The organism is Ruegeria sp. AWH4_226 (assembly GCF_056159225.1).
On sequence record NZ_JBSWUU010000001.1, the window covers coordinates 2645819 to 2658505 of the forward strand.

Annotated in this window: 14 protein-coding genes; 8 read left to right on the forward strand and 6 right to left on the reverse strand. The window is 56.7% G+C overall.

Annotation, left to right across the window (positions count from 1 at the left end; all coding sequences use genetic code 11):
• The first annotated feature begins 27 nt into the window (after nt 1-27).
• The gene (locus ACXAET_RS13110) at nt 28-2292 is read left to right on the forward strand and encodes an NADP-dependent malic enzyme (RefSeq protein WP_475185679.1); all 2265 of its coding nucleotides are present in this window, start codon (nt 28-30) and stop codon (nt 2290-2292) included.
• Complete coding sequence (locus ACXAET_RS13115; protein WP_475185682.1) at nt 2289-3158, forward strand: ribokinase; 870 nt, start codon at nt 2289-2291, stop codon at nt 3156-3158. The genes ACXAET_RS13110 and ACXAET_RS13115 overlap by 4 nt, the downstream gene beginning before the upstream one ends.
• Here the strand turns inward: ACXAET_RS13115 and msrA are convergent.
• From msrA to ACXAET_RS13135, 4 genes are all read right to left on the reverse strand, one after another.
• Nucleotides 3155-3826, reverse strand: a complete 672-nt coding sequence (gene msrA, locus ACXAET_RS13120; protein ID WP_475185685.1) for a peptide-methionine (S)-S-oxide reductase MsrA — start codon at nt 3824-3826, stop codon at nt 3155-3157. The genes ACXAET_RS13115 and msrA overlap by 4 nt on opposite strands.
• 105 nt (nt 3827-3931) lie before the next feature.
• Nucleotides 3932-4213, reverse strand: coding sequence for an SCP2 sterol-binding domain-containing protein (locus ACXAET_RS13125; protein ID WP_475185688.1), 282 nt, complete (start codon nt 4211-4213; stop codon nt 3932-3934).
• An 81-nt stretch (nt 4214-4294) separates the two neighbouring features.
• Nucleotides 4295-4735, reverse strand: coding sequence for a DUF1810 domain-containing protein (locus tag ACXAET_RS13130; protein ID WP_475185692.1), 441 nt, complete (start codon nt 4733-4735; stop codon nt 4295-4297).
• Entirely contained in the window at nt 4732-5958 is a 1227-nt protein-coding gene (locus ACXAET_RS13135) for an argininosuccinate synthase (RefSeq protein ID WP_475185697.1), read from the reverse strand. The genes ACXAET_RS13130 and ACXAET_RS13135 overlap by 4 nt, the downstream gene beginning before the upstream one ends.
• Before the next feature lie 121 nt (nt 5959-6079).
• Here ACXAET_RS13135 and ACXAET_RS13140 point away from each other — a divergent pair, with 121 nt between their 5' ends.
• Nucleotides 6080-6283 (forward strand): hypothetical protein, encoded by a 204-nt coding sequence (locus ACXAET_RS13140; protein ID WP_475185699.1) that lies wholly within the window; start codon nt 6080-6082, stop codon nt 6281-6283.
• 58 nt (nt 6284-6341) lie between these two features.
• Complete coding sequence (gene ilvA, locus ACXAET_RS13145; protein WP_475185703.1) at nt 6342-7568, forward strand: threonine ammonia-lyase IlvA; 1227 nt, start codon at nt 6342-6344, stop codon at nt 7566-7568.
• Here ilvA and ACXAET_RS13150 read toward each other — a convergent pair.
• Complete coding sequence (locus ACXAET_RS13150; RefSeq protein ID WP_475185706.1) at nt 7565-7894, reverse strand: Hpt domain-containing protein; 330 nt, start codon at nt 7892-7894, stop codon at nt 7565-7567. The two genes, ilvA and ACXAET_RS13150, sit on opposite strands and share 4 nt — an antisense overlap.
• Nucleotides 7895-8033: 139 nt before the next feature.
• Here ACXAET_RS13150 and ACXAET_RS13155 point away from each other — a divergent pair, with 139 nt between their 5' ends.
• Nucleotides 8034-9314: a PP2C family protein-serine/threonine phosphatase gene (locus tag ACXAET_RS13155; protein ID WP_475187218.1), complete on the forward strand. Its 1281-nt coding sequence runs from the start codon at nt 8034-8036 to the stop codon at nt 9312-9314.
• 2 nt (nt 9315-9316) lie between these two features.
• Here ACXAET_RS13155 and ACXAET_RS13160 read toward each other — a convergent pair whose 3' ends face one another.
• The gene (locus ACXAET_RS13160; RefSeq protein ID WP_475185708.1) at nt 9317-9763 is read right to left on the reverse strand and encodes an NUDIX domain-containing protein; all 447 of its coding nucleotides are present in this window, start codon (nt 9761-9763) and stop codon (nt 9317-9319) included.
• Nucleotides 9764-9839: 76 nt separating this feature from the next.
• On the opposite strand from ACXAET_RS13160, the gene hslO reads away from it, so the two are divergent.
• The 3 genes from hslO to ACXAET_RS13175 are packed head-to-tail and all read left to right on the forward strand — an operon-like array spanning nt 9840 to nt 12557.
• Nucleotides 9840-10817, forward strand: coding sequence for an Hsp33 family molecular chaperone HslO (gene hslO, locus ACXAET_RS13165; RefSeq protein ID WP_475185712.1), 978 nt, complete (start codon nt 9840-9842; stop codon nt 10815-10817).
• Nucleotides 10801-11406: a CoA pyrophosphatase gene (locus ACXAET_RS13170; RefSeq protein ID WP_475185715.1), complete on the forward strand. Its 606-nt coding sequence runs from the start codon at nt 10801-10803 to the stop codon at nt 11404-11406. The genes hslO and ACXAET_RS13170 overlap by 17 nt, the downstream gene beginning before the upstream one ends.
• Nucleotides 11403-12557 (forward strand): CCA tRNA nucleotidyltransferase, encoded by a 1155-nt coding sequence (locus ACXAET_RS13175; RefSeq protein ID WP_475185717.1) that lies wholly within the window; start codon nt 11403-11405, stop codon nt 12555-12557. The genes ACXAET_RS13170 and ACXAET_RS13175 overlap by 4 nt, the downstream gene beginning before the upstream one ends.
• Nucleotides 12558-12687: the final 130 nt, after the last annotated feature.

Here is a 12687-nt window from a genome sequence, read left to right on the forward strand (position 1 = left end):
CCCAACAAAAAAGAAACGACGTCCGCCATGCCCAAAACCAAGATCACCGACGAAGAGGCGCTTGCCTTTCACCTGGAACCAACCCCCGGAAAATGGGAGGTACAGGCCACCGTTCCCATGACCACCCAACGCGATCTGTCGCTGGCCTACAGCCCCGGTGTGGCAGTTCCGTGCGAAGCAATCGCGGCAAATCCGGAAACGGCCTATGACTATACCAACAAGGGCAACCTGGTTGCAGTGATTTCAAACGGGACTGCTGTATTGGGCCTTGGAAATCTGGGCGCGCTCGGGTCCAAACCGGTGATGGAGGGCAAGTCTGTTCTGTTCAAGCGGTTCGCCGACGTGAACTCAATCGATATCGAACTGGACACCGAAGATACCGATGCTTTCGTCAACGCGGTCAAACTGATGGGGCCGACTTTTGGCGGCATCAACCTGGAGGACATCAAAGCGCCCGAGTGTTTCATCATCGAACAGCGCCTGAAGGAAGAGATGGATATCCCGGTCTTCCACGATGATCAGCACGGCACGGCGGTTATCTGCGCGGCGGGCCTGCTGAATGCGCTGCATATTTCGGGCAAGAAGATCGAGGATGTAAAGATCGTTCTGAACGGGGCAGGTGCGGCGGGCATCGCCTGTATCGAATTGCTCAAGGCGATGGGGGCGCGGCATGAGAATTGCATCGTCTGTGACACCAAGGGCGTGATCTATCAGGGTCGGACCGAGGGAATGAACCAGTGGAAATCGGCCCACGCGATCACCACTGACCTGCGCACGTTGGAAGATGCCATGAAAGGTGCCGATGTGTTCCTGGGCGTGTCAGTCAAAGGGGCGGTCACACAGGATATGGTCGCTTCCATGGCGGATAACCCGGTGATCTTTGCCATGGCCAACCCGCATCCAGAGATCACGCCGGAAGAGGCGCATGAGGTTCGTGTTGACGCCATTGTCGCCACTGGCCGCAGCGATTATCCAAATCAGGTCAATAACGTACTGGGTTTCCCCTATCTGTTCCGCGGCGCGTTGGATATCCATGCCCGTGCCATCAATGACGAGATGAAGATTGCCTGTGCCCACGCGCTGGCCAATCTCGCGCGCGAAGATGTGCCGGATGAGGTTGCGATGGCCTATGGCAAATCACTGACCTTTGGCCGCGACTATATTATTCCAACACCGTTCGATCCCCGCCTGATTCACCGTATCCCGCCTGCCGTTGCCAAGGCTGGTATGGATACTGGCGCGGCGCGGCGTCCGATCATCGACATGGACGCTTATGAGCTGAGCCTGAAATCTCGCATGGATCCGACCGCCAGCATTCTACGCGGTCTGAACGCCCGTGCGCGGCAGGCGCAAAGCCGGATGATCTTCGCCGAGGGCGACGACCCGCGCGTGTTGCGCGCGGCGGTGACGTATCAGCGGTCTGGATTTGGCAAAGCGCTGGTTGTTGGACGCCAGGATGATGTGAAAACCAAACTCGAAGAGGCCGGTTTGGGCGACGCCGTGCGTGAGCTTGAGGTGGTGAATGCCGCCAATACCACGCATCTCGAAACCTATTCGAACTTCCTTTATGACCGTTTGCAGCGCAAAGGGTTCGATCGAAAGGATATTCACCGACTGGCGGCGCGGGATCGGCATGTATTTTCATCCCTGATGTTAGCGCACGGTCATGGCGATGGTCTTGTGACCGGGGCAACGCGGAAATCGGCGCATGTGCTGGATCGGATAAACCACGTTTTCGATGCTGATGCGGCCCACGGCGCAGCGGGTGTTACCGCGCTGCTGCATAAGGGGCGGATCGTTCTGATTGGTGATACGCTGGTACATGAATGGCCTGATGAGAATGACCTGGCCAATATCGCCGAACGCGCGGCTGCCGTGGCCCGACACATGGGGCTTGAGCCGCGCGTTGCTTTCGTCAGCTTCTCAACCTTCGGCTATCCGGTTTCAGAGCGGGCCGAAAAGATGCACCGAGCCCCCGCGGTACTGGACCAGCGTAAGGTTGATTTCGAGTACGAAGGCGAAATGACTGTGGATGTAGCCCTGAACGTGGATCAGCAGGCGGCTTATCCGTTCCAACGCCTGACTGGCCCGGCAAATATCCTGATCGTTCCGGCCCGGCACTCGGCTTCGATTTCGACCAAGCTGATACAGGAAATGGCAGGTGCAACGGTAATCGGCCCGATCCTTTCCGGCATCGACAAGCCGATCCAGATCTGTTCCACCGTATCGACGGCGAATGACATTCTGAACATGGCCATTCTGGCCTCTTGCGATATCTCGGGGAAACCATGACGATCTGGAACCTTGGCTCGATCAATGCGGACATGATCTATGACGTGCCGCATTTGCCCGCGCCGGGAGAGACGCTTTCAGCCAATCGGCTGGATCGGTTCCTTGGCGGAAAAGGCGCGAATATGTCCGTGGCGGCAGCACGGGCCGGGGCCCGCGTGGCGCATATCGGTGCTGTTGGGCCGGATGGGCGCTGGGCTTTGGACCGTCTGACAGAGTATGGCGTTGATACACGCTATATTGCCGGGGTCCAGGAACCCACCGGTCACGCCATCATTGCCGTAGATAAGAAAGGTGAAAACAACATTATTCTGTTCCCCGGTTCAAACCACGCCATTTCGCGCGATCAACTGGGGCAGGCGCTGTCTTCGGCATCGCAAGGCGATCTTCTGGTGATGCAGAATGAAACCAACCTTCAGGTCGAAGCCGCGCAGATGGGGCACGAGCTGGGCCTAACCGTTTGTTATGCAGCTGCGCCATTTCAGGCCGATGCTGTTGAGGCTGTTCTTCCCTACCTTGATTTCCTGATCCTGAATGAGATTGAGGCTGAGCAATTGCAAAAGGCGTCGGGGCAATCCTTGACCGAACTTGAGATTGAGCATGTGATTGTCACTTTGGGATCCAAGGGCGCGCGCTATTATCATCGCGGTGCGCCTTCTGACTTTCCGGCGCAGAAGGTAGAGGCCGTGGACACCACGGGTGCTGGGGATACGTTCACCGGGTACGTTCTGGCGGGAATGGATCGCGGTATGCCGATGGCGCAGGCAATTTCACAGGCAAATCGCGCCGCGGCCCTGATGGTTACGCGGCACGGTACGGCGGATGTTATTCCTGACCTGAAAGAGGTTCACGAGGCGCAGTTTGACTAGGACCCGGCGAACAAGGCCTCGCTGCCCCAAAGCTGCTTGACCCTTGCATCCCGACCGCACGCGTTTCGATAAGCCTTGTACGCACTGTGCTGGCGCTTGGGTCCGAAGCGGGTCAGTACCAGCTTGGTGCCCTTGTAGTAATCCTGATGATAGGCCTCAGCCGGGTAGAATGTCTCTTGCGATAGGATCGGGGTAACAATGCTCTGACTCAATGCTGTCTGCGCGTCAGCTTTCGCTTGCTCGGCCAAGGCTTTTTCCCCTGAGTCAGAGACGAAGATCGCCGTACGATAGCTGTCGCCGCGATCACAGAACTGACCTCCGGCATCCGTTGGATCAATCGAGCGGAAAAACATGTTCAGAAGGGTTTCACGAGAGACACTGGCGGGATCAAAGGTGATCTGAACGGCTTCGTAATGACCGGTGCCGCCTCGGGTGACCTGATCATAGGTGGGATTTGCCGTGGTGCCGCCAGTATACCCCGACACCACGCCGATTACGCCCGAGACGGATTCGAAATCGGCTTCGACACACCAGAAACATCCGCCGGCGACCGTCAGGGTGTCTGTTTCTGCAGCCGCCGCCGGCGCGGCGCGCAGCAAAAGGGCCAGCACAATCAGTGCCGACAAAAACACTGGTTTCAAAAATCCGAGATTGGCAGTCCGAGTCATGGCAGATCTCCCTTCATGCCTAGGCTGCCCTGACAATGCTACCGGCGCAATCCGCTGACATCACTAGTCACGCGCTGGTGAGGCGAGTTTATCAATGACCGCCAACTACCCAAGCAATTGCCCCAGCTTCATAGCCACACCCATATTGCCCGAAATCTTAAGCTTGCCCAAAGCCACACCGGTCATTGGGTTCAGCTTACTGGTCAGCAATTTGGTCAGGTTCTCACGTGAGATGCGGATGGTGCAGTCGGTATCCCGATCATTGGTTGAGGCGATGTTGTCGGCCAGAACAATCACGCCATCATCACCGCAATCAAACTTCAATGAGCCTTCAAAGCTTTTGCCATTCAAACCATTTTGAATCCCGTCGGCGATGTCTTGCAGCATAGAATGTCCTTGCACAGTCAAAGACTGCGTAAAGACTAAACGGTGTTTCGGGCAAGGATGACCGAACTGGAACTTGAAGAGTTAACCCTGGTTCAGAATCTCTTGGGTTCGTTTACAGACGCTGCCGCCGTAAAAACTTTCAAGGACATCCCGACACTCAACAGGTGCATCTGGAACGGCTGCGAACAGCGTCATCGACGATCGAAGCTTCTTGGCATCAATTTTGCCCAATATGCTTTCTGGGTCACTGCCATTGTGAACTAAAAGCAATTGGCACACCTGGGTCAGGCGGCGACGCAGTTCTGGGTGTTTCAGATAGGCAGTCGCCTCGTCCAGATCCTCGATCCCGTAGAGTTGGGCCATATGCGACTGGCCAAGTTCGGCCAGTTGCGGAAACACAAACCACATCCAATGGCTGGTTTTCTGCCCCAATTCCAATTCGCGCAGGACATCAGGCCAAACCGTGTCCTGCGCTTCGATGAACAAATCAAGTTCGTCGTTGATGCCGTCGTCCTCGGTCACTTGGACAGCCGCTTATCGCGTGCCGCCAGCAGTTTGAGGCGCAGTGCGTTGAGCTGAATAAACCCGGCTGCATCCTTCTGGTCATAGGCACCGGCGTCTTCCTCAAAGGTGACATGCGCTTCGGAATACAGCGAGTGATCCGACCAGCGGCCAACGGTTGAGGCCAAACCTTTGTACAGCTTCACGCGGACGGTGCCGGTGACGTGCTCTTGTGACTTGTCAATCGCGGCTTGCAGCATCTCACGCTCGGGGCTGTACCAGAAACCGTTGTAAATCAACTCGGCATATTGCGGCATCAACTGATCTTTCAGGTGCATTGCGCCGCGGTCCATGGTGATCGACTCGATGCCACGGTGTGCTTCCAGCAGGATGGTGCCACCGGGGGTCTCATAGATCCCGCGGGATTTCATGCCCACGAACCGGCCCTCGACCAGGTCGAGACGGCCAATACCGTGCTTGCCGCCATATTCATTTAGCTTGGTCAGGATGGTGGCCGGGCTCATCGCCTCGCCATTGATGCTGACCGCATCGCCTTTCTCAAAGCCGATCTCGATAAACTCGGGCTCGTTCGGCGCGTCTTCGGGGTGGACGGTGCGCTGATAGACGTAGTCGGGCGCCATATCGGCAGGGTCTTCCAGAACCTTGCCCTCGGATGAGGTGTGCAACAGGTTGGCGTCGACCGAGAACGGAGCCTCGCCACGTTTGTCCTTTGCAATCGGAATCTGATGTGCCTCGGCCCATTCGATCAGACGTGTCCGGCTGGTCAGATCCCACTCGCGCCAAGGGGCGATAACCTTGATTTCGGGATTCAGAGCGTAGGCCGCCAGTTCAAACCGCACCTGATCGTTGCCCTTGCCGGTCGCGCCATGGGCCACGGCATCCGCACCGGTTGCCTGCGCAATCTCTACCAGACGTTTCGAGATCAGCGGCCGCGCGATTGAGGTGCCCAGCAGATACAAGCCTTCGTACTGTGCGTTGGCGCGGAACATGGGGAAAACGAAATCGCGGACGAACTCTTCGCGGATGTCCTCAATATAGATGTTCTCGGGCTTGATCCCCAGCAGCTCGGCCTTTTGGCGCGCGGGCTCCAGTTCCTCGCCCTGACCCAGATCGGCGGTGAAGGTTACGACCTCACAGCCATACTCGGTCTGCAGCCATTTCAGGATGATCGAGGTATCAAGGCCACCGGAATAGGCCAGAACAACTTTCTTGGGCGCGGACATCTGACTTCCCTTTATGCGTAGAACGATTGGCCCCTAGCGGGTTTTGCAACGGGGGGCAAGTTATCTGCGTTGACGCAAGGCAGAAAGAAAATGAATTGGGCGGATAGATAACAAGAATTGGTTGAAATATGGGCTGATGCCGGAAGGGGTGATTTCTGGCAAACTTGAATTAGAGTTCTTGTTTACAGCCGGATTTGCGGGAGCTTTTTCACCTGCACTAGGCCACTTACTCAACACCATCAATCAATGGATGGGAGCAACTGTTGGTTTAAGTATTGCGATGACGCTACAAGGGTTTTTCGTCGAAAATCGCCAACTCTCCTAACCCACGTACACACATGTATTCCTTGCTCTTTTAGTCAGGATAGGCCACTGACAGGCGCATGACTGATTTCATGACCCGCGCCCGCGCCGCCGAACAGGCGATGCGCACTGTATTTCCGCCAACCCCGTTGCAGCGGAATGCCCATCTGTCTGATCGCTATGGGGCCGATATCTGGCTGAAGCGCGAAGATCTCAGCCCGGTGCGGTCCTACAAAATCCGGGGCGCGTTCAACGCTATGCGCAAACAGCAGGGGCAGGAGCTGTTCGTCTGCGCCAGCGCGGGCAATCATGCGCAGGGTGTGGCCTATATGTGCAAGCATCTGGGTGTGAAGGGAGTGATCTTCATGCCGGTGACCACGCCGCAGCAGAAAATCCAAAAGACGCGCATCTTTGGCGGTGACAATATCGAGATTCATCTGAGCGGCGACTATTTCGATGACACTTTGGCCGCTGCGCAAGCGTGGTGCGCGCAGCAAGGCGGCTATTTTCTGTCACCGTTTGACGATGAAGATGTGATTGAAGGTCAGGCCTCACTCGCGGTTGAGATTGAAGAGCAACTGGACGGTGTACCTGATCACGTGATCCTGCCTGTGGGCGGGGGCGGTATGTCCTCGGGTGTGGCGACGTGGTTCGGGGACCGAGCCCATTGCCTGTTTGTCGAACCCAAAGGGGGCGCCTGTCTGCACGCGGCCATGGCGGCAGGGCATCCGGTGGCGCTGGGCCGGGTAGATAATTTCGTCGATGGCGCAGCGGTTGGCACAATCGGGACAAAGCCGTTTGAGCTGTTGAAGGATCGCCACCTGTCCGACGTGCTTGTTCTGTCCGAAGATCGCATCTGCACCACGATGATCGAGATGCTGAATGTGGAAGGCATCGTTCTTGAACCGGCCGGAGCGTTGGCGATCGAGGCGATTGCCGATGTACAAAGCTTTATCCGAGGTAAGACCGTTGTCTGCGTCACCTCGGGTGGTAACTTTGATTTTGAACGTTTGCCAGAGGTCAAGGAACGGGCGCAGCGCTACTCAGGTGTCAAGAAGTACTTTATTTTGCGCCTGCCCCAGCGCCCCGGCGCGCTTAAAGAGTTTCTGGGTATTCTGGGACCAGAAGACGATATCGCGCGATTTGAATATCTGAAAAAATCGGCGCGCAATTTTGGCTCGGTCCTTATTGGCATAGAAACGGGCAAACCCGAAAACTTCGCCCGTCTGTTTGCCCATCTGGATGATGCCGGCTTCACCTATACCGACATTACCGAAGACGAGACGCTCGCGCAGTTTGTGATCTAGGCCAAGTTAACGTCTTTTTCTGAAAGGAATTTGGCGCGGGAATCCTGATACATTTTCAGGATTGAAGGCAGATCAATCTCATTGGCTTTTCCTGCTGCGGCGATGCGCTCTCCATCCTGGCAGAGTTTCGAAAAGCAATCGAACCCAAGGCTGAGCGCGCTGCCTTTCAGAAAGTGCATGTTCTGCTCAAACTCCGCACGCTTGGTGTCCTTTTGCAGACGTTCGATGGTTTCCTGCACTTCATCCAGAAAGATTTGCACCACCTCGTCAAATTCTCCGGTGCCCAGCTCATCCCGCAGCAACCTGACCCTCGACCAGTCGATCATCGTGGTGCCTCCACACAGTTTGCGACCTGACTTGGGTAGCCCGCGTTTGGTAAATTTCTGGTAAATCGAATTGAAAATGTGTGTTCACGGATTGTTAATCCCGCGCGCGCTAGTTTCGAGGTGTTCCGCAATGGTAACAATGCAGAGGGTTCAGGTGGCGGAAGGGAGTCAGGCAGAGGCAAGTGTTAAGCTGAAATTTGGCGCGATCCAAAAGGTGCTGGTCGTTGATGACAGCCGTCTGCAACGGCGGATATTGAAGGCTTCGTTGAATAAGTGGGGCTTTGAGGTGCTTGAAGCCGACAGCGGTGACGCAGCCATTGAAATCTGCATCAATGATCCACCGGATCTTGTGCTCAGCGATTGGGTTATGCCGGGGATGAGCGGGCTGGATTTCTGCCGGGCGTTCCGCGCGCTGGGCAATGATCAGTACAGCTATTTCATTCTTTTGACGTCAAAAAGTGAAAAGCAAGAAGTCGCGCGCGGGCTGGATGCCGGCGCAGATGATTTTCTGATAAAACCACTTGGGGCCGAAGAATTGCGCGCGCGTATCTCGGCCGGGGCGCGCATTCTGGATATGCAGCGCGAGTTGTCCGAGAAAAACAGGATCATCGAATCCGCCCTGAAGAACCTTCGCGTGGCACATGACGCCATCGACAAGGACCTGATCCAAGCCCGCAAAATGCAAGAATCGCTGGTCCCCGAATTGACCGGCGCGTTTGGCAAATCGAATATCAGCATGTTGCTCAAGCCCTGCGGCCATATTGGCGGTGATCTGGTTGGGATGTTTTCGCCCGGTGCCAACCGGCTAGGGTTCTACAGCATTGATGTGTCGGGTCACGGAATCACCTCTGCGATGATGACGGCACGACTAGGGGGGTACCTGTCCAGCAATCATTTTGAGCGGAACGTTGCCCTGCAAAAGCAGAGCGAAAAGTTTTACGCCCTGCTTCCCCCGGATCAGGTGGCCGAAAAGCTCAACTCCCTTCTGATGTCGGACGCAGCCGTCGAAGAGTATTTCACCATGGCCTATGCGACAATCGATCTGCGCAATGGTCTTGTACATATGGTGCAGGCCGGGCATCCACACCCTCTTGTATTGCGCCGTGATGGCAGCACAGAGTTTTTGGGTGAGGGCGGGCTGCCCATCGGCTTGCTTCCGGATGCTTCATTTCAAAAAGTTGAGACATATCTGCAACCCGGCGACAAGCTGCTGCTTTACTCAGACGGTTTTACCGAGTGCAGTCTTTCAGATGGCAGTCTGCTTGAAGAAGACGGGCTAAGAAAAATGGCGCTTGACTGTGTCGCCGGTCGAAGCGGTAGCGAGTTTCTGGATGACATGTTCTGGCGTTTGACGCAGGAGATGGCGCCAGGGGGCGGTATGGATGACGACGTATCGGCCGTGTTCTTCGAATACAACTGACTCTAAAGCCGGTTCAGATGTTTGCTGGCAAAGTGGCGATCCCCGTCGTTTCCCAGCATCTGGACTGCAGCGGTGGTTTCGATCCAAAGCGCTTCGTGGCAAGTTTCGCCGGGTGGTCCAATTCTGCGCACAGGACGGGCGCTGTAGATCATACAGATTTTCTCGGCCCACAGGTCATATTCGGGCATGTATGTGAAACGCCGAAATGCACCGATCCGACGCGGGGCCGCAATGAGCCAGCCGGTTTCCTCATAAACCTCGCGGTGCAGCGCCGTGATAGGGGATTCGCCAGAATCAATACCGCCGCCTGGTAACTGCAACTCTGGGTTCAGACCATCGTCATACCATGTCACTAAAAGGTCTTTTCCTTGCGGTAAAAGGGCATAAACACCAGGTCTGCGTGTGTATGTTCGCCCCGTTTCCGGGGTTTCACCGAACCGCCTGATCATGTATGGCCCCTTAAAACCCAATCTCTTCGACCTATATGGTCCCGGTATGCCAACCTGTGGCGTGTAAGGAAACCCCATGTCTCTTGGAGCCAAAATCGCGTGGGACGATACCGTCTTGCCCTTTCAACTCGATGTATCCGATATGCGCGGTCGTGTGGCGCGTCTTGACGGTGTTCTGGACGGTATTCTCAAGCAGCATGACTATCCTGAAAGGGTCGAAGCGCTGGTGGCCGAGATGGCCTTGTTGACCGCGCTGATTGGTCAAACCGTTTCGTTGCGCTGGAAGCTGTCTTTGCAGGTTCAGTCAAAGGGTGCGGTGCGTATGATTGCAACCGATTACTTTGCTCCGAAGGAAGAGGGCGAACCGGCGAGAATTCGCGCTTATGCGAGTTTCGACCGCGATCGGCTGACCGAAGGCGCAGCGTTTGACCAGGTTGGTGAAGGGTATTTCGCCATTATGATCGATCAGGGCAAAGGCACGCAGCCCTATCAGGGCATTACGCCACTGGCTGGTGAGTCCATCAGCGCGTGCGCTGAGGCGTATTTTGCGCAGTCCGAGCAGCTACCAACGCGGTTCTCGTTGAGTTTCGGGAAATCAACCGAGCCCGGCGTGGACGAGCACTGGCGCGCAGGCGGGGTTATGCTGCAGCACATGCCCAAAGCCTCGCCCTTTGCGGCGTCCGGGGAAGGTTCTGGCGATATTCTGACCGCCGCCGATCTGGTTGACGGCGAAGAGGGTGAAAACTGGAGCCGCGTCAATATCCTGTTGGACACGGTCGAAGATCTTGAGCTGATCGGGCCGTCAGTGGCGCCGACCGATCTGTTGATCCGCCTGTTTCACGAGGAACAGCCTCGGGTCTATGATGCTCAGGCTGTGCAATTCGGTTGCACATGTTCAGAAGACCGCGTGCGGCAAAGCCTGTCGATCTATTCTGCCAAGGACATCGAGAAGATGACGACCTCCGATGGCAAAGTGACTGCTGACTGCCAGTTCTGCGGTGCTCATTATGTGTTGGATCCAGCCACGGTCGGCTTTGATGCGGACAACACCTGATCCCACAGAAAGGCTGCGGGTGGCCCTGAGTCACCCCGGCCCCGGGTCGAGCGATTTTGATCTGAACCCGGATACTGTCCTTCCAGAAGGTCGCAAGCTGCGCCCCGCGGGCGTTTTGGTTCCAATCTCGCTGGCGGCGGGCACGCCGCGGCTGATACTGACCAAACGCTCATCCGCTTTGAAACATCATCCGGGGCAGATCGCCTTTCCTGGCGGCAAGCAGGATGAGGGCGACGTGGATGTCACGGCGACGGCTCTGCGTGAAGCGCACGAGGAAATCGGCCTGCCGGCACAGCTGCCCGAAATATTGGGCCACCTTCCGTCCCATGAAACGGTCACCTCGTTCAGTGTCACACCGGTTGTGGCCGTCTTGCGCGATCCGTTCCAATCCATCCCCGAACCGGGCGAAGTGGACGAGGTATTTTCGGTTCCGCTTGAACATGTGCTCGACCCTGCGAATTATATCGTTGAATCGCGCCGTTGGCGTGGACAGAAACGGTATTATTTCACCGTGCCTTTCGGCCCCTATTACATTTGGGGCGCGACGGCTCGGATATTGCGCGGGTTGGCCGCGCGGGTGAATGAATGACACAGATTACCGAGGCCTGGGTTTCTGATCCCGCCACACAGAAGGTATGTGCGGCGCTGACGGACGCCAACGCACAAGCGCTGTTCGTCGGGGGATGTGTCCGGAACGCGCTGCTGGGGGCACCGGTTTCGGATATCGATATTGCAACAGACGCGTTGCCCGAACAGGTGATGGAACTGGCGCGGGCTGCGGGTCTAAAGGCTATTCCTACCGGTATCGACCACGGCACTATTACCGTGGTCAGCGGCGGTAACCCGCATGAGATCACGACCTTTCGCCGCGATGTCGAAACGGATGGCCGCAGAGCTGTCGTGGCCTTCTCGGACAGGGTGGAGGAGGACGCCGCGCGGCGTGATTTCACCATGAACGCGATCTACGCGCAGCCCGATGGCAGCGTCCTTGACCCTTTGAACGGGTTGCCCGACCTGCAAGCTCGGCGTGTGAGGTTCATCGGAACGGCCGAAAACCGAATTCGAGAAGATTACTTGCGCTCCCTGCGCTATTTCCGGTTCCATGCGTGGTATGGGGACGCCGAAGCGGGGTTTGATCCTGACGCTTTGGCGGCAATCGCCGCCAATCTGGATGGCTTGGCTGGCCTGTCCCGCGAACGGGTGGGGGCGGAATTGTTGAAACTGCTGGCGGCGGATGACCCCGCGCCCTCAGTCGCTGTGATGCGTCAGACGGGCGTTTTAACTCACTTGTTACCCGGGGCGAACGACAAGGCCCTTGCACCTTTGATCGCGCTGGAACAGCAGGCCGGTGCTGAACCAGAACCGATCCGCCGTTTGGCCGCCCTTGTTGCGCCCGAAATCGCCAAGACCCTACGCCTCAGCAAGGCGCAGTTGCAGCGGTTGACCCGCATGCGCCATGAGGCATCCGGCAGCGCGAGCGTTGCCGAACTTGGGTTCCGCTATGGCGCTGAGGGCGGGTTGCATGAAACGTTGTTGCGGTGCGCGTTTCTGGAAGAACCCTGGACCGATGACTTGCGAAACGCCCTTAACTTAGGGGCTGCTGCCGAATTTCCCATCAGGGCCGCTGACCTGATCCCCGATTTCACCGGCCCGGCGCTGGGCCAAAAGCTGGCCGAGCTTGAGGCCCGCTGGATCGCCTCGGGTTTCACGTTGACACGCGAAGACCTTTTGACCAATTGAAATGAAATTCTAAAAGGGGTGACAAATCAACTTTGTTGTGATTACGTGCGCCCATTAATGGAATGGAGGGGTGCGAATGTATTACGGGATCTGGTTCGGCTAAAGCCGGGACACCTTGACCCGTAGGGGT

Bases quoted from the DNA above. Each gene is read 5' to 3' on its own strand.
- ACXAET_RS13170 (WP_475185715.1), top strand. From the start codon at position 10,801: ATGCGGACAACACCTGATCCCACAGAAAGGCTGCGGGTGGCCCTGAGT.
- msrA (WP_475185685.1), bottom strand. From the start codon at position 3,826: ATGACTCGGACTGCCAATCTCGGATTTTTGAAACCAGTGTTTTTGTCG.
- ACXAET_RS13175 (WP_475185717.1), top strand. From the start codon at position 11,403: ATGACACAGATTACCGAGGCCTGGGTTTCTGATCCCGCCACACAGAAG.
- ACXAET_RS13155 (WP_475187218.1), top strand. From the start codon at position 8,034: ATGCAGAGGGTTCAGGTGGCGGAAGGGAGTCAGGCAGAGGCAAGTGTT.
- ACXAET_RS13150 (WP_475185706.1), bottom strand. From the start codon at position 7,894: ATGATCGACTGGTCGAGGGTCAGGTTGCTGCGGGATGAGCTGGGCACC.
- ilvA (WP_475185703.1), top strand. From the start codon at position 6,342: ATGACTGATTTCATGACCCGCGCCCGCGCCGCCGAACAGGCGATGCGC.
- ACXAET_RS13135 (WP_475185697.1), bottom strand. From the start codon at position 5,958: ATGTCCGCGCCCAAGAAAGTTGTTCTGGCCTATTCCGGTGGCCTTGAT.
- ACXAET_RS13115 (WP_475185682.1), top strand. From the start codon at position 2,289: ATGACGATCTGGAACCTTGGCTCGATCAATGCGGACATGATCTATGAC.
- hslO (WP_475185712.1), top strand. From the start codon at position 9,840: ATGTCTCTTGGAGCCAAAATCGCGTGGGACGATACCGTCTTGCCCTTT.
- ACXAET_RS13125 (WP_475185688.1), bottom strand. From the start codon at position 4,213: ATGCTGCAAGACATCGCCGACGGGATTCAAAATGGTTTGAATGGCAAA.
- ACXAET_RS13160 (WP_475185708.1), bottom strand. From the start codon at position 9,763: ATGATCAGGCGGTTCGGTGAAACCCCGGAAACGGGGCGAACATACACA.
- ACXAET_RS13110 (WP_475185679.1), top strand. From the start codon at position 28: ATGCCCAAAACCAAGATCACCGACGAAGAGGCGCTTGCCTTTCACCTG.